Genomic DNA, 23,868 nt, shown 5'->3' with positions numbered 1-23,868 from the left:
TGTTAAATCACTATCTCTATCATCTTTTTCACTCTAGAGTCATAAGTGTGGCTATGAACATCATTAAATGCATTAGCAACTATACTTTCTCTTAATTCTTTATTCTCTATTGATTCAGTTAGCACTTGGTTGAAGTTACTCATGTCTGGTTTATACATAATGCAGTTATAACCATCTTTTAATATGTTGTCATAACAATCAACATCTGGGCATATAATTAGACTTTTACTTGCCATAAGTTCAAAGAACCGAGTATTAAATATACCTACAGCACTAGGGGTATTTAAAAAGCATTTCGTACTTTTAAGCAGCTCACCATATTTATCACCAAATGGGAGTAAAGACTTACCAAAAATGCTCTTTGCACCAAACTCCGCCCAGTAAATTTCATACTTTTTGAACTCTGCTTCAAATACTTGTTTAAATAAAGCTTTCCATTCATAATTTGATTTATAATTCAAGAATTCACTTTTAAACAATTTTGACTTTACATTGTACCTATAATCAAGATGACTACGATGTAAACTTCCTGTAAAAGCAAAGTCGATTTTTTTTAACTCACCATCATACGAGAAACGGTTCATGTCTATGCCAAAATTGAGCTGCTTAATATTCAACCCATGTTCAACTGACCATTTTTCGGCATTAGGATGAACAGTAAAAATAAAATCAAATAGATTTAACTTACAATAATCAAATCTCTCATTTAACTTCTTGTACTCTTTATTGAGAAAATACACTTTCTTAAACGAGTTATATTTTGATAAATTGATTTTTTTATGAGGATCAACAGTTTTATCACATTGATCATTATCCCAAGAAGTACTACAGACAACTAAATCCAACTCACCCAACTCAAAAGGTGATTTATCAACCACATCATCAAAACAATCGTCTTCAGAGTAGTTCTCGTAACCAGGACCATAAACGAAACAGTTTGTTTCTTTACAAATTGAATTCACTAAATCCTGATGGTAATAGCCCGAACGGTAAGTTTCAAAATTCCGTGATAGTAAAATTGTTTTTAACATTGAATTTGACTCTTGTACCAATCTATAGTTATTGACAAGCCATCAGACAAGTTAGTCTTTGGTTCATATCCCAATAAATCTTTTGAAAGATTTATATCAGAACGCCTACTACTAACATGGTCCCATTTTCTTCTTTCTTTATACTCCACCTTACTTTGCGAATTTGTATATTCTAATATCAACTCAACAAGTTCTTTAATTTTAACGCTTTTCCCTGTCCCAGAGTTAAACACTTCACCTTCACAGTATTTAGACTCTGCAGCTGCATGGAGACAATGGGCTGTATCTTGAGAAAAAGTGAAGTCTCTAGTTTCATCCCCACTACCAGTAATTGTTATAGTTTCATTTTTAAGAGCTTTATCTATGAAATTGGGGATTACATTTCTATACTTGCCCGCTAATTCAAACTTACCATAAGTATTAAATATTCTGACAGACACACATGGCAAACCAAACTGTGAAGAAAAGTACTTAGTGTATAGTTCACCTACGAATTTATTTATAGCGTATGGAGTTTCGTAAGGATAAAGTAGATCAGTTTCTTTCATTACAGCACTAGAACCATAAACACATGAAGATGATGCGTATACATACTTCTTTAAATTATCTAAACCTTTGCACGCTTCAAGAACATTTAACTGACCAATAATATTTGTATTTATATCCTCATAAGGATAATCTACAGAATTTTGATTAGCAAAGTGGGCTGCCAAATTATAAACATAGTCTGGGTTAATACTTCTAATTACGTCTGTAATTTTAGCCTTATCCTCTATATTTGCATATATAAGCTCTACGTTAGGCAACTTCTCATTTCGAAATGAAGAGGAAAGGTTATCAACAATAAACACTTGCGCTTGATATTTTGAAAGGTATTCGACTAAGTTAAGTCCAATTGCACCAGCTCCACCAATGATAATTATCTTGTCCATTACTTCCAAACTCCTTTCACATCTAAAACATAATCACCTAAATCTGGGGTCTCAATAGATTTAAATTCTTTATGATCTACTAACAACACATGAATATGCGAACTCTTAAAACTATGTTGAATATTAACCAGCTCTGCTTTTTTTAGTTCAGCAGGTAACTCCTCTATATTAGGTTCAACAACCATCAGCTTTCCATTATGTAGATTAGCTATCTCTCTAGCTATTTCTAAAGCTGGACTTTCTCTTAAATCATCGATGTCTGCTTTGAAACTCAATCCATAACAAGTTACTACTATGTCACCGGCTTTACAGTCTGGATGTGCAAGTAAATATTCTGCAAATATACTTTTGAATCTCTCCACCACCCATTGCGGTTTGTACTCATTAACATTTCTTGCAGTTTTTATAAGCTTCGCATATTCGGGAGTTTTACTAACTATGAACCACGGATCAACGGCAATACAATGCCCACCAACCCCAGCCCCAGGTTGAAGAATACTAATTCTAGGGTGCCTGTTTGCCAATGATATCAGCTCCCAAACATCTATTTCTAACTTGTCACAAATCATTGATAATTCATTCGCAAAAGCTATTTGTACATCTCTACATGAATTTTCAGTCAATTTTGCCATTTCTGCTGTTCTGGCATTAGTTATAACACACTCGCCTTCAACGAAAGTTTTGTAAAGATTAATAGCTGATTCCGAACACCTTGGTGTCAGCCCCCCAATTACACGGTCATTTTCAACTAACTCCCTAACTACATGGCCTGGTAAGACTCTTTCAGGGCAATGAGCTACACATATATCAGAATTATCATAATCCTGATGAGGGAAAACTAGATCCGGTCTTTCTGCTGATAACCACTCTGCCATCTGTTCAGTAGTGCCGACAGGAGATGTTGACTCTAAAATAACCAAGTCCCCCTTTTTCAACACAGGGGCTATGGCATTGCATGCAGCTTCTATATATGACAAATCAGGAATAGGGGTCTCAGAACCATTACTTTTAAAAGGTGTTGGAACTGCAATAAGAAATGCATCTGCAGGTTCTGGTGTTGTTGTAGCCTTTAAATAACCTTCAGTAACCGCTGCATGGACAATCATATCCAGTTCAGGTTCAACTATATGGATTTCACCGCGATTTATTGTATCAACTGCATTTCTGTTGATATCAACTCCAATTACCTTTTTCTTACGTGATGCAAACATTGCTGCTGTAGGCAGACCTATGTAGCCCAAACCAATTACCGAAATAGTTTCAAAAGACATGGTATCCCTTTATATAATTACTGAACTTAGCCAAATATTTTTCGGCAGCTCAGAGAAATAATAACTAAAATTTTTTCTAATTTGCTAAAATATCACATATTAGTGAACATGCATTACCATCACCATAAGGATTATGGGCCCGACTCATCTTTGCATAGCTATGTTCTGACGTTAGTAACTCCGTAAGCAATGAAGTAATTAAACCAACATCTGTTCCAACTAATTTAACCGTCCCTGCCGCTACAGCTTCAGGGCGCTCAGTCGTATCCCGCATTACTAATACAGGTTTTCCTAAACTGGGTGCTTCCTCTTGAATACCGCCAGAGTCAGTTAAAATGATATAAGCACGGTTCATCAAATATATAAATGGAAGGTATTGTTGGGGTTCTATTAAGTATACATTTTCAACATTAGCTAATATACGATTTACAGGCTCTTGTACGTTTGGATTTAAATGTACCGGGTACAAAATTTGCGCTTCAGGGTGTTTTTTAGCAGTCTGCGCTAATGCTTCACAAATTCGTTCAAACCCACCACCAAAGCTTTCACGGCGATGACCTGTAACCAAAATTAGTTTTCTTGATTCATCTAAAAATGGAAATTGTGCAGCTAGTGTTGAGGATAAGTCTTGATCTTGTTCTATTTGTGACTTAATCATTAGTAGTGCGTCAATTACTGTATTACCTGTAACGAAAACATTTTCTTCACTGTAATTTTCAATCAATAGATTTTGTTTAGATGTTTCAGTAGGTGCGAAATGGAACTTCGTTAAAGCACCTGTTAACTTTCGGTTAGCTTCTTCAGGCCAAGGGGAATAAATGTTTCCTGTACGTAAACCGGCTTCAACATGGCCTACAGCAACTTGCTCATAATACGCGGCTAGACTTGCTGCAAAAGTCGTTGCGGTATCGCCATGAACCAAAACAATATCAGGTTTAAACTCTTTTAATACAGGAGTTAGCTCTAAAAGAATGCGACTTGTCACTTCTGGTAGTGTTTGTCCTGACTTCATAAGATTAAGGTCATAATCAGGTATGATTTTAAAAAGCTCTAAAACTTGATCTAACATTTCTCTGTGCTGTGCTGTTACACACACTTTTGCTTTAAAGCGCTCGTCATTTGCAAGAGCATGAACAAGTGGCGCCATTTTTATCGCTTCTGGTCTGGTGCCGAATACAGTAAGAACTTTCACAGACGTACCTTTTTTCTTTTTAATACTTCAAAAGAAGAACCTGCATATAGGTTCATCATTTTCTCTTCTCTCCCCTAAAATCGGTTTGGGGTGTGCATACAATTCAAGCAACCTCTAAAGAAATCTCATATGATAGCACATAGCTCCTGCAACAATTTAAGGATGACTCTCTCCCTTAAAATAACTCCGGAAGAGGTTATTTATCTGAATTATATTCGTAGTTATAATAACCATAGTACCCATAGGCATTGCTGGCTTTCTTAACAACACCATTAAACACAACACCTTTTACATCAATTCCATTTTGCTCAAAACGATTGCGAGTTAGCTCTAACTCTTTAACATGGTTTTGACCAAAACGGGTAACAAGCAGTGTGCTACCTGCATGGGCACTTACAATCGCAGGGTCTGTTACTGCCAAAATTGGTGGTGTATCAATAATCACCAAGTCGTATTTGGCGCTTACTTCTTCAACCAGTTTTGAGAAGTTTTCATGCATTAAAAGCTCTGACGGGTTAGGTGGTATCTGCCCACGCGTCATTACATCTAACCCTTCAACTTGGCTGTGTTTAACAGCTTGGTCTAGGTTAATTCTGCCAGAAAGGTAATCACTTAATCCGTTATCCCATTGCATACCGAATTGCGTTTGTAGGTAACCTTTGCGCATATCGGCGTCGATAATAAGCACTTTTTTATCGCTTTGTGCAAGTACTGTAGCTAAGTTTACTGATATAAAGGATTTACCAACACCTGGACTAGGACCTGATATAGCAATAACATTGTTTTTCGCTTCCATCATGGCAAAATGCAGGCTGGTACGTAAACTTCTCAATGCTTCAATGGAGAGGTCTGCAGGGTTATCCATCGCAAGTATCGATTTCGCCTTGGCTGTTTTACCTTTTCGCGCTTTTGCAAAACCAGTCAGTTTAACCTGATATTCTGAATAAGGTACGCTTGCATACACAGGCAAGCCTAACGCTTCAATTTCACTCGGGTCTTCAATACCTTTATGAATTGCTTTTTGAATAAGAACAATTGCTACAGCCAACATGCCACCTAGCATGGTTGCCATAACAACAATTAAGGCTTTTTTAGGCTTTACTGGCTTTGATGTGTTTACTTCAGCAAGATCAATCACACGTACATTACCTACAGTACCAGCACGAACAATGTCTAACTCTTGTGTCTTAGCAAGTAGTAATGTGTAAATTTCATTATTCACTTCAACATCACGCGTTAAGCGAAGTAGTTCTTGCTGTGTTTCTGGTAGCACCTTTACTTCTGCAGCTAAACGGCGTTTTTGATTTTCAACCGCGTCAATTTGCTCAACAGCGGCTTGATAGCTTGGGTGACTTTGTTTAAATTTGCGGCCAAGCTCTAACTTTTTGAGTTCAAGCTCTTGTAATTGTGTTTCGAGTTTTACTAACTGTTTTAAAACACCTTCAGTTTCTAGGGTAATATCTACAGATTGCTGTTTTACTTGATAATCATTAAAACGCTGCTCTGCGGCTTCTAACTGTTTTTTTACTTGTGGCAGTTGATATTCTAAAAAGTCTAACGATTTTTGTGCCTCAGCACTATTGCGTTCAACATTGCGACGAACATAAATACCGGCAACCTTATTCAACACGGTTTCAGCATGTTCAGCATTAGCATTTTGTAAGCTTAAACTGATAATACCTGAGTCTTTGCCTTTTTCACTTGCACCAATGGCAGCTTGTAAATCAAGAATTGTATTTAAGCGATCTCGCTTAGTTAAGGTAAACTCAGTATCTGGGCGAGCAATTAGCGTTTTTAATGTTAATGAAAAAGCACCATTTGATACCTCCTCACCCACTTTACCTTTTAGAATGCTATCACCATCACTTGATAACAATTCAAATTGATCGTTTGCCAATGCAACCAAAGTGAAACCGGCACCGACAGCATTGCTTGGTACCTCGAATTTAAACACCTCAATTTTCTCACCGCCCCAAGCATAACTAGACGCCCCAAAACTTGGCTCCGCTATATCACCTTCTTGCATAGGTGTGAATTTTCGAAATGCTCTACCACCAATAACTGGAAAAAGCTTTGGTTCTGCTACAGTATCAAGTTTTAAACTATCAACTGCTTCACCAATGATGCTACGAGATTTTAATAGTTCGATTTCTGTCACTGCCGCCGAGGTACTTTCGAACATACCGCCTAGCTCATCAAAACCAGGGACTGAGCCGCCCTTTTCTTCAACCTGTATCATGGCTGTGGCTTGATAAATCGGTGTACTAAATACTGCAACAGCAACACCAACAATCATAAATAAGGCTGTAACGGCAATAATGAACCATTTACGGTCAAGTAAAGCGCCTAACAAGGCCATTAAATCGATTTCTTGCGCTTGTTCTGTGGATTGCTTTTGTTGCGAGCCACTTAATAGGTTTGATTGAGCATTCATTGACTCTTTCATCCTTATAAATACTTCTGCCAAGCGCTACACGCGCTATCGATTAATTCGTAGACATGTTCAAAGGCTTCACGGCTTTGTCGATAAGGGTCTGGTACTTCTTTGTCGCCTAACCATTTACCAAGAAGAAATGTTTTGCCGCGTGCTTGGGGGTAGCGGGTACATAAGTCTTCTAGATGACGTTTCTCCATCACCAAGATCACACTGTTATGAGTTACAAGGCTTGTGCTGATTTGCTGACCTTTATGCTCTGACATATCAACGCCATGTTGAAGCGCTAATTCTTGCGCAAAACTATCAGCAGACTTACCTTCAAGGGCAGTTAACCCTGCAGAACTCACTTTGACATTTTTGCCCGCTAACTTGCTTTTTAAAACATATTCAGCGGTGGGACTTCGGCAAATGTTACCTGCACATACCATTAAAACACTATCGAACATACTGGTTTGCCTACTACTGATTCTCTATATCTTGTAATCTATCAACGGTTGTTAACGCCGGTAACAACAAGCTAATTACTTTGTTCCAACGTGCAAGTGGTGCACTAGTAACATAAACGATGTCTTGTGGATCTAATTCGAATTGCTCTGCTAGCACTAATGCAGCAACGTTCTTTGCATGCAACTGATACACGTCGGCAATTACACCGTCTTTTTCAAGGTCACGTTTACGAAGTACAAAGATACCGTTAGCATCAGCTGAGCGCTCATCAATACCGCCAACTTCACTGAGCGCTTCGGCTAAATTCAAGCCATAGCGATTCACTTCTACAGTGCCTGCACGCTTTACATCGCCAAGCACGTATACATTTCTTTGGTCGTTACGTGTTACATGTACAATATCGCCGTGCTGCAATAAACGGTTTTGAGAAATGTCGCCTTTGGAATAAAAGTCATCTAAACGAATAACTTCGGTTTCATTACCTCGGGTAAATGTCACTGTTTTCCAGTCAGCACGCTCATTTAAACCACCCGCTTGGTTTAGTGCATCAATTAAAGTTAATGGCGTTTCGGTCACAGGGTAAACACCAGGCTTTTTCACTTCACCCGTAATATAGGCTTTTTGGCTTCTGAAACCGACTACTTTTACGTCAATTTGCGGATCTTCAATCACACGACTTAAGCGCTTAACTAGTTCTTCACGCACTTCTGCAACTGTTTTACCGGCTGCTGGCACATTAGGCGCATATGCGTAAGTAATTGTGCCGTCAGCTTGAACACGGAAACCGTCAAACTCGGCGGTACGTTGAACAGCCGCTGGAATTGTCAGTTCAGGGTGGTCCCACACACCTATAGTAAGTACATCACCCACACCAAGGTTGTATTCATATTCAGAAAGATCGAGTCCTGCAATATTCTTGCTCGAGTTAGATGCACCAATTAGAGCTGCAGTTTTTTTATTGAAGTCTTTTTGTTGGGAAATAAGAGCAGAGTCAATGAGTTGGATATTTACTTTTGCCAATTCCTTCTCAAGGTTCTCGGTTTGTTCACCTTGTTTTAGTCCTTCAAAATGACCGCCGGGTATAATTGTACAGCCACTCATTGCCAGAAAGCATGCTGAAGCAATGAAAGTTTTATAGCGTTGCGCCATTCGTTCTTCCTAAAATCGTTCTTGTTAGCCTTGTCTAAAGCCTTTATATAAAGCTGAGTAATTAAACCACTTGTAGATTTTGTTAGCAAGTAATCGTCGTGTGAATTTTTTTATTAATAAAATAGTCGGGGAGGTTGTGTTCGGTGTTATTTATTACGACAGAATTAAATGCTGCGCTATTTCTTTGTCGGGTTAAAGCAAAAAACTGCAGATGTTAAGTCTTGAAGAGGTGTAGGTTATCATTTATTAAATTGACGGGCTAAAGCCGCGGCCTACAGGCATTTAATTTTGCTTACTTATTACGCGATATAAAATCGCTGCTACCAGGAAACTTATCTGCCTTTGGTAATTATTATAGCAATAGTGTGAATATGGTGTGTTCTAAGATTGTCGGACCTTGGGCCCGACAAGTTGAGAGTGTGTTAATTAAATTTATTTCGAAATTACACACTGTAGTGTGATTTGTACCATTTAACTAGATTAGCAACGCCTTCTTTAACGCCTACTGCTGGTTTATAACCAACCGCGTCAAACAAGTCTGTGGTATCTGCATAGGTTTTATATACATCACCAGGTTGCATCTCTCGGAAGTTTTTAACCGCTTCAATACCTAATTCATCTTCAATCGCTTTAATAAAGTCCATCAGGTTGATTGGGCTGCCGTGACCGATGTTATAAACCGAGTAAGGTGCAGAGCTTGATGCCGGGGTACCTGTTTCTACCTTCCAGTTATCTTCTCGTGTTGGAATAACCTCTGAGATACGTACAACACCTTCAACGATATCATCGATATAAGTAAAGTCTCGCCACATATCGCCATTATTATTCACATCGATTGTTTCACCGGCCAATATTTTTTTAGTAAAAATAAATGGTGCCATATCTGGTCTGCCCCAAGGGCCATAGACGGTAAAGAACCTTAACCCTGTTGTCGGTAAATCGTATAAGTGTGAGTAACTGTGTGACATTAATTCATTTGATTTCTTCGTCGCCGCATATAATGAGACTGGATGATCAACTGAATCTGATGTTTCAAACGGTGTTTTTTCATTCAAACCATAAACAGAGCTAGAAGAAGCATAAACTAAGTGCTTCACTTTTGTGTTTCTACACCCTTCTAAAATGTTTAAATGACCGATTAAGTTACTATCAGCATATGCATGCGGATTTTCAATTGAATATCGAACACCTGCTTGGGCTGCTAAATGGATCACAACATCAAATCGTTCAGATTCAAATAACTGCTCTATTTCAATTCTATTACTAATATCGATTTGCTTAAATCTAAAACCTTCATTAGGAACAGTATTTAAACGTTCTTTTTTTAGGTTTACATCGTAGTAATCATTAATATTATCGATACCAACTACATTATGACCTTTAGACAATAAGCTTTTACATACATCTGCACCGATGAAGCCTGCGGCACCGGTTACTAAATACTTTTTAATTTCTAAACTCATATTAGTCACACCCAAAAATATCTCTTGTATAAACCTTGTCTGCCACATCAGCTAAATCATCAGACATTCTATTTGAAATGATCACATCTGATAATGATTTTAACTCTTCAAGTGAATGAGTTACCTTCGAATGGTAGAACTCTTTTTCAGTAAAGGTTGGCTCGTAAATAACGACTTCGATGCCTTTAGCTTTAATACGCTTAATTACACCCTGAATGGCCGAAGCTCTAAAATTGTCAGAGCCCGATTTCATAACCAGTCTGTAAACACCCACTACTTTAGGCTGCTTTGCAATAATTGCGTCAGCAACAAAATCTTTTCTGGTTGTATTGGCGTCTACAATTGCACGGATCATGTTGTTTGGTACATCTTGGTAGTTAGCCAATAATTGTTTAGTATCTTTTGGTAAGCAATAACCGCCATAGCCAAATGAAGGGTTATTATAGTGAGCACCAATACGAGGGTCTAAACTCACACCTTCAATGATTTGTTTGGTGTCTAGGCCATGTGATTCAGCATAGCTGTCTAGCTCATTAAAGTAAGCAACTCGCATCGCAAGGTATGTATTTGAGAATAGTTTAATTGCTTCAGCTTCTGTCGAGTCAGTAAACAAAATATCAATATCTTCTTTTAGCGCACCTTGTGCCAACAGCGCAGAAAATACTTCAGCTCTTTCTGAACGCTCACCTACAATGATTCTAGATGGGTATAAATTATCGTAAAGTGCCTTACCTTCTCTTAAAAACTCCGGCGAGAACATAATATTTTCAATATCGAACTTTGACTTTATTGAGCTTATGAAACCTACTGGAACGGTTGATTTCACTACCATAGTCGCTGACGGTTCAATCTCTAAAACACTTTGAATAACACTTTCGACTGAGTTGGTATTAAAGTAGTTTGTTTCAACATCATAGTCTGTTGGTGTTGCGATAATAACAAACTCAGCACCTTCGATAGCTTCTTGCTTGTCGACCGTTGCTTTAAAATTTAGGTTATCGTCCTTTAAGTATTTTGATATTTCAACATCTTCGATAGGAGAAACTTTATTGTTTAGTAACTCCACTTTAGATTCATCAATATCTAATGCTACCACCTGGTTATGCTTTGCTAGCAATAAAGCATTTGATAGGCCCACATAACCAGTTCCTACAACGGTAATTTTCATTTAATTTCCACTCTAATAAATTTATTAAGTTCTTTGATAAACAGCTCAAATATATGTTTTAAAAGCTAGGTAGCTTTAATTTTCATTTTTACCTTCACAAAGCCAATGAAATCCCTTAGCTCATTTTTGAAGTACAAAAATGAGCTAAGCAGTATAACAAACCAAAATAGGAAGTTATACATTGAGTAAGCTTTACCATATAACGTACCAAGGCATGCCCCCAGCACAAGTAAAAATGTATAGATATACAAAGCCCCCCTAGGGAAAGACACCCATACTCTTGCTGAAAATTCTGTTCTCAATAGAAAAAACACTAAAAATGCAGCGCAGGTACTGGCTGCAGCACCTGCGGCACCATACGTTGGAATTAGGTAATAGCTGAATGCCACATTAAATATAAATGCTAAAACAGCTGATAGCATTGCCAAGCTTGTTTTCTTGGCAACATTAATTCCTACAACAGTTGTTTCTGAAAGAGTATATAGTAGTGGATAGCCAAGACATGAAATCACTATCCATTGAACATCCTGATAATAACTAGGTAATAAATAAGGCACCACCCATGAGAACAAACCTGCAAAGCTAAACAAAATAATAACGATAAAAAGCACATATCGATTGATATCTTTAACTTTTTCTAGGTTTTCTCCATCGGCAACCCACTTATAAACTGTAGGTGCCCAAACTGTTGAGAAAACATTTTGTAGTATTGCGGCTGCTGCTGCAAAACTGACAGAAACGGAATAAAGCCCTAATTCTTCTAGACCTGACAAATTCTTCAATAAAACTTTGTCAATAGCAGTTAACCCCCAAAATGCAAGTGAACCAAAGATAAGAGGAAAACCATAAACCAAAATATTTTTACATAGAGTAAAATCAAAACCCTCTTTGATTAAGCTAAAAATTGAACCTTTAACTAGATAAGTCAATATGCCGAATGTAAATAATTGAGCAAGAGCTGTTGCAATAACTAGCTCTTTTGTATTTGCTGAAGACATAAAAAAAACAGTTATCAAAACTAAAGTAATTAAAAATAATTTAGGTGCTACTTGAACTATCGAGAAAGAAAAGGCCCTTTGCTCCATTCTCAAAATTAGTGATAGAAAGCGAGCTAAAAATGCAACAACAATTGAGAGCATCACTATAATTGTTAATGTGCTGCTCTTAATATTAAACAATAAAGATGAAAGCCAAGTGCTCGAAAAAAGTATTGAAACAAAAAATATGACCATTAAAAGTGACAAGCCAGGTAGTATCGCAGTCTTTAAGAGGCCAACTTTATTCTTAGACTCATGATATTCCCTTACGTAAGCCTGATCTAAGCCTAGGCTAAACAACATAACGCTTAAACTAAGCGCAATGTTATACATAGCGATTCTTCCAACATCTTCAGGTGAGAAAAACCAAGTTATCAAAGGGAGAGAGATAAACCCTAAAAGAGCACCTGCAACAGGCCCTATTGCAAATTGGGCTATTTTTATTAAATTCATAACATCAGCAAATAATTAAATGGAACATATACAGTCTATTTATTAAACAGAACATCTAGTTGCTCCAAAAAGTTCTGTACAGAGAAGTATTGCTTAACTTTTTTTTGATTTGTTATTAAAACTTCTTTATTAAAACCAGAAAACTCATCCACAGATTTTACGTCAATATCAATAGATTTAAAAAACTCCCAATGACTCGTATTCTTTCTCATATAAACTTTTTTTCCTAGCCCAAGCAAAGTAATGATATTGCCCATTGCTTGTTGTCGGTTATGGTTAAAAAAAGCTATATCAATTTTACTCAAGAACTTTAAATAATCTTCAAAAGGCAATAGTTCAGTAATGGGAGTGAACTTTTCACCAAAAACTTTTCTTCCTTCTGTAATAACCTTCACAGCATTTTCTTTGTTTCCATATGATAAGGGCGCATAGACTTTGATATTTTGCGATGCAAACGGCTTTAACTTTTCAAAAACTTCAAAGTGATTATTTGTTGGATCTGCTGAGTTGCCCACTTGAATATGTATAGTTTCTTCATTGTTTCTTTGTAAAGAAAGCTCACTATATAGATTACTTGTGTACATTAAGCACTCATGATGCAACCCTTTTGCATGATAAATCTGCCTTGCAATATCAACATCTCCATTGATGTAAGTAACTAAGTGCCCAAGTTTTTTTACAACCGTTTTTTTTATCAACTCATTAACTTTCCAGCTAAAACTTTTTGATTCAGCCTGGTACGTATAAAGATCACCTCCCCAAATAAACCAGTAACACTTTTTCAAAAGCCACGGACATAAAAACAAAATATAAATAAGCTTTTTATCAAATAAGCCATGTAACATTACTCTTTCAGCACGATGCATATTTAAAACTGTCAGGACTAGACGCTTTATTTTTGAGCTAGGCGAACTATTTGAAACAAAAACATTACTTGCTTTAGTAACCTTTTCTGCCGCAATACCTTCAGAGATTAGAAAGTGATGTTCATCAAACTTAAAGTTATCTTTCACTAACTGAACGAAAGAGACTATAAATTTGTCTCCAGAAGAAATATGTAAAACTTTCACTTAACCTAATCTCTAAACTCGTTTAATTTTCAACAAAGAACTTTTTGACTGCTTTTATGACAGTTTCTTGTTCTTCTTCAGCCATATTATAATAAAGAGGCAACCTTACTAACTTCTCACTTTCTCTTGTGGTGAACTTATCTTCACCTATAAATTCTCCTAACTTGTTACCTGCAGGACTTGAGTGAAGAGGAACATAATGGAAAGGCGTAATTATGCCTTGCTCCCTCATATAAGCTATAAAGCTACTCCTTTGCTCTTTATTTTTAAGTTTTAAATAAAACATATGAGCATTATGTTCGCAGTTTTTAGGGATATATGGCATCACAGATTCAGTCAAAAACTCAGATAACTCGCTGAAATATTTGTTCCAAACTGACAACCTTTTGTTGTTAATTTCTGTTGCAGATTTTAGCTGTGCAAATAAAAAGGCTGCTTGGAGCTCGCTTGGTAAAAAACTTGAGCCAATATCCTGCCAAGTATATTTATCTACTAACCCGTTGATAAATTGACTTCTGTTGGTCCCTTTTTCACGAATTATCTCTGCTCTTTCAATTAACTCTGGAGAGTTAATTAAGATAGCCCCTCCTTCACCACCTGAGGAATAATTCTTCGTTTCATGAAAACTAAAGCAACCAATATGCCCTAGCGTACCTAGAGCACGGCCTTTATATTTAGACATAACCCCTTGAGCTGCGTCTTCAATAACCCAAAGGTTATGCTTTTTCGCTATCTCAGAGATTGCATCCATATCACATGAAACACCAGCATAGTGGACTGGGACAATAGCCTTCGTTTTCTCTGTAATGGCAGATTCAATCAGATCATGATCTAAGTTCATTGTACTTGCATCAACATCTACAAATTTAATCACAGCTCCGCGAAGCGCAAAAGCATTTGCAGTTGAAACGAAAGTGTATGAAGGCATAATAACCTCATCACCTTCTTTTAAATCAATAAGTAGTGCCGCTAACTCCAAAGAAGCAGTACAAGATGGCGTTAGTAATGCCTTAGCTGTGTTAAAATTTTTCTCAAACCATTCTTCACACAGCTTTGAAAATGGGCCATCACCGCAAAGTTTACCTGATTCAATCGCTTGCTTTAAATAATCTAGTTCACAGCCTAGACTTGGGGGAATATTAAATGGAATCATTTTGAAATCTTGCTCTAATAGAGGTATAAGGAATAAGAGAGTTCCCTTGTGAATCTGCAAAGTCAGTCAACTTAACCAAACCTTCACCACAAATAATTACTGGGCACCCATTTTCAATCAACATAACCTTTCCAATATGTTGCGTTTCTATTTTTAGTTTTTTATAAACTTCGGCTGACAATAAGCTGACTCTATCACCCTTTAAAAAAGCACATGCATGCTTATAAGGCGCTCCTAATAAATTTATTTTATGAACGATACTTTCAGCCTTATCTGTCCAATCAATAAAATAATCTTCATCATCTAGCCAAATGCTATAAGAAGCATCGGTTTCGTCTTGGGCTGTAGAGAGAATTGGCTTTTCCGATAAAATTTGTTTAATTAAACTCTTAAAAAGAATTGCATAGCAATTCGAAATTTCGTCAATTAAAACATTAATTCTCTTAGGGTATGTAACATCTATTATTCGCTGCCCTATAATCTCGCCTTTGTCATACTCACTATGACCATATAATGCTGTAACGCCTAATTGAGGCTCCTTATTCATAGCTGCATTAACCAAAGGAGCAAAACCTCTATACTTGGGTAAAATGGAATCATGAAACACAATAAGCTTCCGCTCGTGCACATCACGAATTAACCAGCGCCAACCAATCGCAAAAACAAAGTCAAAATCACTATATTCTACTGATTCTTCTCTGTAACAAAAGGAGATATTATTACTATCGCATAAACTTTTTACTTCTGAAGAAAAATCATTTGTCACATTTTTATCTTGTCCTATTACGACAAGAATATTTAGGCTTTTATAAAGTTCAGAGTCTATAACACCTTTTATGCACTCATAGCCCTTTTTACCTAGTATATTTAAACAAACTCTTTTTTTATTCATTTTTCTATAAGCTCAAGAACATATTTACCGTAACCACTCTTTACAAGTGGCTTAATAACCTCTGCTATTTGCTCTTTACTTAACCAACCATTGTTGAATGCAATTTCCTCAAGACAAGCAACCTTATAACCCTGTCTCTTTTCTATAGTTTCAACAAAATGAGCCGCTTGAAGCAAACTATCATGAGTCCCAGTATCCAACCAAGCGAACCCTCGGCCTAGTAGCTCAACGTTCAATGAATCATTATTTAAGTACATTTCATTTAAACAGGTAATCTCAAGTTCACCTCTTTCAGAAGGCTTAACTCTCTTTGCTAATTCAACTACAGAGTTATCATAAAAATATAACCCAGTAACAGCAAAATTGGATTTTGGTTTTTTAGGCTTTTCTTCTATTGAAATAACTTTTGAAGATTCATCGAACTCTACAACCCCAAAGCGTTCAGGGTCTTTTACTTCATAACCAAAAACAGTAGCTCCGCCACCCTGCTTTGAGTTTTCTACAGCTCTTTTCAATTTTGGCGAAAAACCATGGCCGTAAAATATATTGTCACCTAGCACTAAACATACGCTATCATTGCCTATGAAGTCTTCAGCTATTATGAATGCTTGAGCTAGGCCATCAGGGCTTGGCTGAACTGCATAACTTAATTTCACTCCAAAACGGCTACCATCACCCAGCAAGCTTTGAAAACTATCTTGATCTTCCGGAGTTGTAATAATAAGAACTTCATTTATGCCAGCTAACATTAGTACTGATAACGGATAATAAATCATCGGCTTATCGTATATTGGAAGTAACTGTTTAGATACTCCCATTGTAATAGGATATAAACGTGTTCCAGAGCCACCGGCTAAAATAATCCCCTTCATTTCATTAACCCTCATTAATTACGCCCAAGCGTTCTCTTTGATAATTTCCAGACTGAACATTCTCACACCATTGCGAATTATCAAGGTACCACTGAACTGTTTTTCTTAGGCCTGATTCAAAGCTTTCTTCTGGCACCCAACCAAGCTCTTTCTGCATTTTAGTTGCATCAATTGCATAGCGGCGATCATGTCCTGGTCTATCTTCTACATATTTAATTTGCTCTGAATACTTATTATTTTTAGGTACTAACTCGTCTAATATTTCACATATTGTTTGAACAACTTGAATGTTACGCTTCTCATTATGACCGCCGATATTATAAGTCTCACCAACTTTTCCCTCAGTCACTACTTTGTAAAGCGCTCTTGCATGATCTTCTACAAACAACCAATCTCGAATTTGATCTCCCTTACCATAAATAGGTAGAGGCTTCCCTTCTAACGCATTAAGTATCACTAATGGAATTAGTTTTTCAGGGAAGTGGAATGGTCCATAATTATTTGAACAGTTAGTTACAATGACTGGTAAGCCATATGTTCTTTGCCACGCTCTCACAAGATGATCACTTGAAGCCTTACTTGCAGAATATGGGCTACTCGGTGCATATGAGGTTTGTTCAGTAAAAAGTGGTAACCCATCTTTTTTACCTACATCATCAGGGTGTGGCAAATCACCATAAACTTCATCCGTTGAAATATGATGAAATCTAAATGCTTCGCGTTGCTCCAAGGCCAATGACGAATAGTACGCCCTTGCCACTTCCAGTAAAGTGTATGTACCGACTATGTTTGTTTGAATGAATTCTGATGGGCCAGAAATAGATCTATCGACATGGCTTTCAGCTGCTAAATGCATCACAGCATCAGGCTTGAATGATGAAAACAACCTCTCCATAGACTGCTTGTCACAAATATCAACTTGTTCAAATTGATACCTAGGATTTGCTGATACGGAGTTTAAAGACTCTAAGTTACCCGCATAGGTTAGCTTGTCGACATTTAACACTTCATCTTCAGTGCTATTTATGATGTGTCTAACAACTGCCGAGCCAATAAAACCGGCTCCGCCAGTAATTAAAATTCTCACATGTAACTCCTATTAAATATTATTTATTTCACAGTTTAGAGCTATCGCTACTCTTTCTCTAAAAGAATAAATTAACGACGTTTGACCAAGGTTCTATCTACAGACTCAACATACTGTTTAACAACATTGCTTAAATTGAGATAGCTTACTGTGTTTTTTAAATCTTCTGAATTTGTGTATTCGCTATTAAACTTAAGAATAGCTTTTTTTAAAGCTTCTTTATCTGCCACTGGGTAAATAAAGCTATTACGGTTAACTTGCTTTAATGCCTTTTCTTCATATGACACACCTAATAGCTCGGCAGGTCCTGTCTTGCAGTTAGATGTAATCACAGGGACACCTAAAGCATAAGCCTCTACTAAACAATTAGGGAAGCCCTCCGTTTCAGAGGCCAACACCATAGCTTTAGCACGCTTTATATAGGGGTAAGGGTTACTTAGTAGCCCTGTAAATTTTACCTGCTGCTCTAAACCTAGTTGTTTTACATAATCTGAAAGTGTCTCATATTCAGGTCCTGTACCCACAATAAGAAGATTCTCACGACGATCAATTTTATGAATTGCATCAATCACATCTTGAACTCGTTTTGATTTAATCAATCTACCTACGACAATAAAATAATCATCAAAGTATGGTTCGGATTGTTCCATAGATAACTTTTCATATGTGTCTAAGACATGTGGGTTATAGATAGTCTCAATATTTACTTCTTTGTTAAGAAAGGCTTTAGCTTGATTAGCCATTTCCTCAGATACACATACTACACTATGTGAAGAGCCATAAAGTTTACGTATTAACAGCTCTAATCTAGTGTTTATAAATCGTTCGAAACTGCTATGGCAAACAATTTGTGACTTATATCTAAAAACTTTAGACAACAGTACATTCAACATATTTGGAAACAGAAGATGTGATTGCACAACATCAGGTTTAAACTTAATAAGCGTCCAAATAAATTTAAATATTGCAAAAAGCTTCCATAACCGACTTGATGAATCACCTTGAAGGTAAAGGTGACTCAAATCTACAGCGTTATTTTCTTTTAGACCCTCTAATAAACTATTAAATACCTTCTCTGCACCACCACCGCTACATGAGTTGGTAATCATTAATAGCTTTGTCATTTTTCACCTGTATAATTTTGAAGATATTGCTCGCACATACGCTCAAGGCTGAAGTCTCTCGTAAGCTTAGTATATTGTTCACGAACAATAGTCTCTCTAAGCGCCTTTGACTCCAAAAGCATATGTAAAGATTTTTGCAAGTCTTCTTGTGTCTCAAAAAGAATACTTTGCGAAACGCTTGGTTCCAAAATCAAGCTATGTGCCGGGATATCTGACAACAAAATTGGAAGCTTAGAAGCCATAGCTTCTAACACTGAAATCGGTAACCCTTCTTCTCTCGATAAAGACAAAAATATATCTGAAGAAACCAGCAAGTCGTTAATTTTTTCAACTTTGCCTAAAAACTTAATTGAGACATTACCTTGCTCTAAAGCTTTAACTTCTTCCATATAAACGTTATCTTCAACCGCCCCCGCTATCAAAAAGGTAAAATGGCTCTCAGGGAAAGTGGTATTTAGATAATTAACGATATATTTTAATTTATCGTACCCTTTTCTGTGTTTAACATTACCAACAAGTGCAATTTCAACATTTGAATCGAGCTCTAAATTTTCTTTAGTTTTGAAGTTTGAGATATCAACGGAGTTCTCAATTACCCTAAACTTATCGCCAAATGCTTTAGTAAACCTGTCTATATCCTGTTTCGACACACCGACGATTTTATCTGCTGTTTTGTTTATTAGAAACCTATGAATACGGCCAACACATCTATTTACAAAACCATTGCCATAATAAAAATCATAAGAATTTCGCAAGCTAACTAAGTAAGTAAAATCTTTTTTTACTAAACCAGTAAAGATCAAAAAAGATAAAAGTAAATCAGCCCCTTTTAACTGGCTTTGCACAACATCTACATTTTCACTTTTAATTAATTTAGGCAGTCTAAAAATAGACTTGATGAAACCCAATATTGGCGAGTTCTCTTGTGTAAGCTGGGTCATCTTTCTATTCTGCCAGAAGTTTTCTTGGACATTGTTATGAGCCCAAAGCAAAACTACCTGAGAGTCAACAAACCCTTTATCAACCATTCTTCTGATGGATGCCTCTGCACCACCTACACCATTTGAGTTTAAAAGATATAAAACTTTCATTAAAATTCTCTAATTACGACTTAATTTTAGCGACTAGGTTTTTACAATAAAAAGCCACACGACCTAGTGCTGAGTGTTTTAACATAAAGTAAAACGCCCTTTTACTTTGAGAGGTGCCGATTAAGGATAAAGTTAACCAAACGGGGATCTTCTGCCCTCGGTTCACTAAATCACTAAATAGCCAAAACTGAACCTTTCCTTCTAGCTTTTCTATATGTTTTGCCAAAAACTGTTGTGCACCTTTAGCTGTTCTAGTTCCTGTTGTAATGCGTGCTCTTTTAGGATCTACGTTCACTTTGTATAGTGATTTGCCTAATTTTAAAAAAGGTTTATTTGCAGAGAATGCGAGCCTCAGCCAGCAATCATAGTCTTGCCAAGCCGTCATTTCTTCGTCAAAACTGCTTTGCTTCAACTGCTCTGTTTTTGTGAAGACCTGATTACCTACATAGTTTCTTTCTAAAAGACTATTTGGGAGATATTCTAAATTTTCCTCTTTGAAGCGAGTTGATTCAACTCCAAACATTGAGTAGGTTGCACAAAGAAAAGCATATTTGGAATTCCAATGCTGCAGGTATTCTGCGATACAAGCAGGCTCCATTATATCGTCATCATCTAAGCCTGTAACAAATTCACCTGTAGCAATTGAAATAGCCCTATTTCGGGCATTACATGCACCTTTAGGCTCTTCATTTATTAAGTACTTTAACCTTTTATCTATGTTAGAGGTTTTAATTAGAAACTCTTCAGATTCAGAACATAAACCATCAAGTACAACTATTAGCTCTATTGATGTGTAAGTTTGATTCAATACAGACTTAACCGCGGTTTCAAGTTCAACAGGACGTTTATGAGATGGAATATATATACTTACTAAAGTGTCATTCATTGACATTTTTAGTTCCTAAATTAAGTTTAAATACAAAAGGGAACGCAAGGAACAATACCCAGTAAGGGTATACCCACATTTCGTTTGAGATAGATAAAAAGCAAAAAACAACAATAAGGTACCTGAAGCCTCTTGTGCTAGCTTTAAACATTAAAGTAATGATAAAAGCGACGATCACTGAAAATACAAAAATGCCATGATCGACAAGCAATGCAAGCCAGCCATTATGTGGTTGAACGTATCTCATATCTAACGACAGCAAGCTTCTTACCCCTGTAATACCTTGCCCAATCAAAGGACTATCATAAAAACCATTTATGGCTAAATTCCACATTGTTAATCGCTGTGAAAATGTCGATAATTGCTCAAACAAAGATAGCAATATTAATAGACCAAAAGTTGAGACAAAAATAAAACCAACATTAAATAAAACTTTTATTTTTAGTTTGATAAAAACCAATCTAGTTAACAGTAAAAAGCAAATCATCATTACTGTTTTTGAGCCTGATGCAAACAAAGTAAATGCAAATAGCAATAAGCACATGTAATGAAATAAAGACTTATTCTCTAATTTGTAAACTGCATATATTGAAAAAACCATTAGCAAAGAAGTGTAGTTTGGATCGTGTGCATATCCTGCCGGCCTTACTCCTAATAAGGAAATTTTGTCTTCGAAAATCTCACCTGTAGAGCTTGCAGATACTAATGGAAGATCACCTAATAGCAATTGATAAATACAGGATAGCGCTAAAAACACACTTGAGAAAATAAGCGTATTAATAAACACGCTTTGATTAAAATTCTCTTTATTTAACAGCAAGTAAAAGACAATTAAAAAGTTATAAAAATACAGAACAAGCACATTTTTATAAACGAAGTTATTCTTAGGTAAATCGGAGCTCAACCATGCAAGTTGGTCTTGCACAAAGATAAGGATCAATAAAAACAAGACCGATAGCACTGCTATCGGAATGTAATAGTCTTTCTCTTTCAACTTTAGTATGCAAGTAAGGGACAAACCAATGAATAAGATTGGCAATACAATAAAACGAAAATCAAACCCTAAAGAGAATGTTCTATTATAAATAGAAAAAACCAACAACACTAAAAGTAGTGAACAAAATAGTTGATTAAGTTTTATTCTTTCCAGTATAAAAAGCATAAGTTTGAGGCTGCTAGCTTACTAGCGCCCCATTCCAAAAATAACGACCTTCACAGTTTTTAGTAAGATTTTTAAATCTAAAAATGTGCTGTGATGCTTTATATAGTATGTATCATATTTATGCTTCCAAATGGCGTCTTCTAATGATTCACCATACGGGAAGCAAACTTGAGCTAGACCTGTGATGCCCGGTTTCACTGCATGTCTAAACCTATAATAAGGGATTTCTTTTTCTAGGTTTTTGATAAAGAACTCTCTCTCAGGCCTTGGGCCTACGATTGACATCTCACCTTTTAGGATATTTATGATCTGAGGCAGCTCATCGATACGTGTTTTACGAATAAATTTACCGACTTTAGTTACACGAGAATCATTCTTTTTCGCCCATTGTGCGCCAGAGGCTTCAGCATTTTGAGCCATAGAACGGAATTTTATTACTTCAAATTCTTCATTATATAGCCCTGTTCTCTTCTGCTTATAAAAGATAGGACCCTTGCTCTCTAACTTTATTAGAATTGCGGTTATTAAAGATATAGGCAACGTAATTAGAAGAAGTGTAATAGCCGCAGCTAAATCAATCACTCTTTTGGCTATTTGAGTTCTTTTTGTAGAAAGTATAGAGAATGCTTTTTGATGAAGAAAGTAGCTACTTCCCAATAGTTCAACCTCTGTGTAACCAAGCCTACCATCTAGGTAGCTGACTAATGGCTCAACCCAACAACCTAGCTCGGTTGCTGTTACTAAGAAGGATCTTTTCTCTTCTGAAAGTAATGCGCTCTCATAATGACAAATAACTTTTCTAGTTAAGTCAGTTATTGAATAGTCGTTTATTACAACATCAAAATCAAACTTCTTTGAAAGCTCTTGTATTTTATTAACTCTATTTTCGGGACAGTAAACATAAATAACCCTTTGATTTAGGGCGTGCTTTTTAGTTCTGAATCGTTTTCCAATACTCAAACCATTAACAGTAACTGTTTTGTCATTACCTAATTTAGACACTCTAGCGACCCTATTCATTAAGATTTATTTTCGTTTTTAACAAAGTAAGAAACTACCACAATAATAAAAGCTAAAAACGCTCCCAAAAATGTACCTATAATGCAAATTAAAGCTCGGTTTGGTGAGCTCTTCTTTTCCGGCACTATGGCAGGATCTATTGTTTTAAAGATATATTCATCTCTAACTTCAGCAAACATTCTGTTTTTTGCTTGTTCTTCTATTAGTTCATAAAGAACACTTTGTATATTATTTACATCCGTTTTATTTAATTGTTCACTTAAAAAATCAATACTTTTATCAGAGTTATTAATAACTTCCTCTTTCATAACCGCATTAATTGATACAACAAGTTTATCAACGGTCCCTTTAGCAAAATGCGGTGAAACATGCTCAAAAGAGATACTTACTAAGCCAGCCTCTTTTAGTTTAGTTACTGAAAGAAGCTCTCTGAATGCTTTATACAATGCCTGCGTCGATGGGTTATCTGATTGCACATCAGAAAAAGTTTTTAACCACTTTTTATTCTCAACATCGTATATTTCAGGGTCAAAAATTAACGTATTATTATCTTTTGACCACTCTTTAGCAGCTAGGATTGGAACAGCTAAATCATGCTCATTAATAAATTCATCAATAAATTTTCTCGACTTTAATATCTCAATAGCTAAATCTGTTTTATCTGAGCCTTTTAAGTTAACCCCAGCCAAACTAGCTAAACCACCTAGCTGCCCACCCAGTGCAGATATACCACCTCCAGCCTCGTCTTTTTGCGGATATAGGACAACATTCGACTGATAAATATTCGGTAACGATAAGCTTATAAATACGCTAGCAGTAGAAAAACTTAAAGTAATAAAAAAGAAAATCCACTTACCTTTCCAAAGAATCAATAGAAGCTCTTTTAAATTAATATCATTGCCTTTAATTAAATTGCTCATAATAACTCTTT

At 36.3% G+C, this 23,868-nt stretch carries 21 protein-coding genes; all 21 read right to left on the bottom strand.

All coding sequences use genetic code 11. The features are described from left to right. Window positions 1-2: 2 nt before the first annotated feature. Window positions 3-1,031, bottom strand: coding sequence for a glycosyltransferase (locus tag ACXAC4_RS01725; protein WP_475158573.1), 1,029 nt, complete (start codon window positions 1,029-1,031; stop codon window positions 3-5). Further along, window positions 1,025-1,963, bottom strand: a complete 939-nt coding sequence (locus ACXAC4_RS01720) for an NAD-dependent epimerase/dehydratase family protein (RefSeq protein WP_475158571.1) — start codon at window positions 1,961-1,963, stop codon at window positions 1,025-1,027. Before ACXAC4_RS01720 ends, ACXAC4_RS01725 begins: the two co-directional genes overlap by 7 nt. Next, window positions 1,963-3,234, bottom strand: a complete 1,272-nt coding sequence (wecC, locus tag ACXAC4_RS01715) for a UDP-N-acetyl-D-mannosamine dehydrogenase (RefSeq protein WP_475158569.1) — start codon at window positions 3,232-3,234, stop codon at window positions 1,963-1,965. The genes ACXAC4_RS01720 and wecC overlap by 1 nt, the downstream gene beginning before the upstream one ends. A gap of 76 nt (window positions 3,235-3,310) precedes the next feature. Further along, window positions 3,311-4,426, bottom strand: coding sequence for a non-hydrolyzing UDP-N-acetylglucosamine 2-epimerase (gene wecB / locus ACXAC4_RS01710; RefSeq protein WP_475158568.1), 1,116 nt, complete (start codon window positions 4,424-4,426; stop codon window positions 3,311-3,313). Between the two features lie 196 nt (window positions 4,427-4,622). Beyond that, a complete protein-coding gene (locus ACXAC4_RS01705; protein WP_475158567.1) occupies window positions 4,623-6,860 on the bottom strand; it encodes a polysaccharide biosynthesis tyrosine autokinase in 2,238 nt (745 codons plus the stop codon). 14 nt (window positions 6,861-6,874) lie between these two features. Continuing rightward, window positions 6,875-7,309 carry a low molecular weight protein-tyrosine-phosphatase gene (locus tag ACXAC4_RS01700; protein ID WP_138568519.1) on the bottom strand — a complete coding sequence of 145 codons (435 nt, stop codon included), beginning with the start codon at window positions 7,307-7,309 and terminating at the stop codon, window positions 6,875-6,877. Between the two features lie 13 nt (window positions 7,310-7,322). Continuing rightward, window positions 7,323-8,459: a polysaccharide export protein gene (locus ACXAC4_RS01695; protein ID WP_475158564.1), complete on the bottom strand. Its 1,137-nt coding sequence runs from the start codon at window positions 8,457-8,459 to the stop codon at window positions 7,323-7,325. A gap of 443 nt (window positions 8,460-8,902) precedes the next feature. After that, a complete protein-coding gene (locus ACXAC4_RS01690) occupies window positions 8,903-9,922 on the bottom strand; it encodes an NAD-dependent epimerase (RefSeq protein WP_475158563.1) in 1,020 nt (339 codons plus the stop codon). Between the two features lies 1 nt (window position 9,923). Next, window positions 9,924-11,090, bottom strand: coding sequence for a nucleotide sugar dehydrogenase (locus ACXAC4_RS01685; RefSeq protein ID WP_475158562.1), 1,167 nt, complete (start codon window positions 11,088-11,090; stop codon window positions 9,924-9,926). Window positions 11,091-11,155: 65 nt separating this feature from the next. Further along, window positions 11,156-12,580 (bottom strand): lipopolysaccharide biosynthesis protein, encoded by a 1,425-nt coding sequence (locus ACXAC4_RS01680; protein WP_475158559.1) that lies wholly within the window; start codon window positions 12,578-12,580, stop codon window positions 11,156-11,158. Between the two features lie 35 nt (window positions 12,581-12,615). Then, window positions 12,616-13,650: a TDP-N-acetylfucosamine:lipid II N-acetylfucosaminyltransferase family protein gene (locus ACXAC4_RS01675; protein ID WP_475158558.1), complete on the bottom strand. Its 1,035-nt coding sequence runs from the start codon at window positions 13,648-13,650 to the stop codon at window positions 12,616-12,618. A 22-nt stretch (window positions 13,651-13,672) separates the two neighbouring features. Further along, window positions 13,673-14,803 carry a dTDP-4-amino-4,6-dideoxygalactose transaminase gene (gene rffA / locus ACXAC4_RS01670; protein WP_475158556.1) on the bottom strand — a complete coding sequence of 377 codons (1,131 nt, stop codon included), beginning with the start codon at window positions 14,801-14,803 and terminating at the stop codon, window positions 13,673-13,675. Continuing rightward, window positions 14,790-15,695 (bottom strand): formyltransferase family protein, encoded by a 906-nt coding sequence (locus ACXAC4_RS01665; protein ID WP_475158554.1) that lies wholly within the window; start codon window positions 15,693-15,695, stop codon window positions 14,790-14,792. Before ACXAC4_RS01665 ends, rffA begins: the two co-directional genes overlap by 14 nt. Then, on the bottom strand, window positions 15,692-16,567 hold the full coding sequence (rfbA, locus tag ACXAC4_RS01660) for a glucose-1-phosphate thymidylyltransferase RfbA (RefSeq protein ID WP_475164027.1): 876 nt from the start codon (window positions 16,565-16,567) through the stop codon (window positions 15,692-15,694). Before rfbA ends, ACXAC4_RS01665 begins: the two co-directional genes overlap by 4 nt. A gap of 4 nt (window positions 16,568-16,571) precedes the next feature. After that, window positions 16,572-17,654, bottom strand: a complete 1,083-nt coding sequence (gene rfbB, locus ACXAC4_RS01655; RefSeq protein ID WP_475158553.1) for a dTDP-glucose 4,6-dehydratase — start codon at window positions 17,652-17,654, stop codon at window positions 16,572-16,574. 71 nt (window positions 17,655-17,725) lie between these two features. After that, a complete protein-coding gene (locus tag ACXAC4_RS01650; protein ID WP_475158551.1) occupies window positions 17,726-18,778 on the bottom strand; it encodes a glycosyltransferase in 1,053 nt (350 codons plus the stop codon). After that, window positions 18,775-19,869 (bottom strand): glycosyltransferase family 4 protein, encoded by a 1,095-nt coding sequence (locus tag ACXAC4_RS01645; protein ID WP_475158550.1) that lies wholly within the window; start codon window positions 19,867-19,869, stop codon window positions 18,775-18,777. Before ACXAC4_RS01645 ends, ACXAC4_RS01650 begins: the two co-directional genes overlap by 4 nt. 13 nt (window positions 19,870-19,882) lie before the next feature. After that, a complete protein-coding gene (locus ACXAC4_RS01640) occupies window positions 19,883-20,761 on the bottom strand; it encodes a glycosyltransferase (protein ID WP_475158548.1) in 879 nt (292 codons plus the stop codon). Continuing rightward, window positions 20,748-21,917, bottom strand: coding sequence for an O-antigen ligase family protein (locus ACXAC4_RS01635; protein ID WP_475158546.1), 1,170 nt, complete (start codon window positions 21,915-21,917; stop codon window positions 20,748-20,750). Before ACXAC4_RS01635 ends, ACXAC4_RS01640 begins: the two co-directional genes overlap by 14 nt. 21 nt (window positions 21,918-21,938) lie before the next feature. Next, window positions 21,939-22,877 (bottom strand): sugar transferase, encoded by a 939-nt coding sequence (locus ACXAC4_RS01630; protein ID WP_475164024.1) that lies wholly within the window; start codon window positions 22,875-22,877, stop codon window positions 21,939-21,941. 59 nt (window positions 22,878-22,936) lie between these two features. Further along, window positions 22,937-23,857 carry a Wzz/FepE/Etk N-terminal domain-containing protein gene (locus tag ACXAC4_RS01625; protein WP_475158545.1) on the bottom strand — a complete coding sequence of 307 codons (921 nt, stop codon included), beginning with the start codon at window positions 23,855-23,857 and terminating at the stop codon, window positions 22,937-22,939. Between the last annotated feature and the right edge of the window lie 11 nt (window positions 23,858-23,868).

Source organism: Pseudoalteromonas sp. AWM4_233, from assembly GCF_056158285.1.
Note: the sequence above shows the minus strand (reverse complement) of the source record. Positions and strands in the feature narration are given on the sequence as shown.

Excerpts from the sequence above, each read along its gene's own strand:
- ACXAC4_RS01725 (WP_475158573.1), bottom strand. The coding sequence starts at position 1,031 with ATGTTAAAAACAATTTTACTATCACGGAATTTTGAAACTTACCGTTCG.
- ACXAC4_RS01720 (WP_475158571.1), bottom strand. The coding sequence starts at position 1,963 with ATGGACAAGATAATTATCATTGGTGGAGCTGGTGCAATTGGACTTAAC.
- wecC (WP_475158569.1), bottom strand. The coding sequence starts at position 3,234 with ATGTCTTTTGAAACTATTTCGGTAATTGGTTTGGGCTACATAGGTCTG.
- ACXAC4_RS01705 (WP_475158567.1), bottom strand. The coding sequence starts at position 6,860 with ATGAATGCTCAATCAAACCTATTAAGTGGCTCGCAACAAAAGCAATCC.
- ACXAC4_RS01700 (WP_138568519.1), bottom strand. The coding sequence starts at position 7,309 with ATGTTCGATAGTGTTTTAATGGTATGTGCAGGTAACATTTGCCGAAGT.
- ACXAC4_RS01695 (WP_475158564.1), bottom strand. The coding sequence starts at position 8,459 with ATGGCGCAACGCTATAAAACTTTCATTGCTTCAGCATGCTTTCTGGCA.
- ACXAC4_RS01690 (WP_475158563.1), bottom strand. The coding sequence starts at position 9,922 with ATGAGTTTAGAAATTAAAAAGTATTTAGTAACCGGTGCCGCAGGCTTC.
- ACXAC4_RS01685 (WP_475158562.1), bottom strand. The coding sequence starts at position 11,090 with ATGAAAATTACCGTTGTAGGAACTGGTTATGTGGGCCTATCAAATGCT.
- ACXAC4_RS01680 (WP_475158559.1), bottom strand. The coding sequence starts at position 12,580 with ATGAATTTAATAAAAATAGCCCAATTTGCAATAGGGCCTGTTGCAGGT.
- rffA (WP_475158556.1), bottom strand. The coding sequence starts at position 14,803 with ATGATTCCATTTAATATTCCCCCAAGTCTAGGCTGTGAACTAGATTAT.
- ACXAC4_RS01665 (WP_475158554.1), bottom strand. The coding sequence starts at position 15,695 with ATGAATAAAAAAAGAGTTTGTTTAAATATACTAGGTAAAAAGGGCTAT.
- rfbA (WP_475164027.1), bottom strand. The coding sequence starts at position 16,567 with ATGAAGGGGATTATTTTAGCCGGTGGCTCTGGAACACGTTTATATCCT.
- ACXAC4_RS01650 (WP_475158551.1), bottom strand. The coding sequence starts at position 18,778 with ATGACAAAGCTATTAATGATTACCAACTCATGTAGCGGTGGTGGTGCA.
- ACXAC4_RS01645 (WP_475158550.1), bottom strand. The coding sequence starts at position 19,869 with ATGAAAGTTTTATATCTTTTAAACTCAAATGGTGTAGGTGGTGCAGAG.
- ACXAC4_RS01640 (WP_475158548.1), bottom strand. The coding sequence starts at position 20,761 with ATGTCAATGAATGACACTTTAGTAAGTATATATATTCCATCTCATAAA.
- ACXAC4_RS01635 (WP_475158546.1), bottom strand. The coding sequence starts at position 21,917 with ATGCTTTTTATACTGGAAAGAATAAAACTTAATCAACTATTTTGTTCA.
- ACXAC4_RS01625 (WP_475158545.1), bottom strand. The coding sequence starts at position 23,857 with ATGAGCAATTTAATTAAAGGCAATGATATTAATTTAAAAGAGCTTCTA.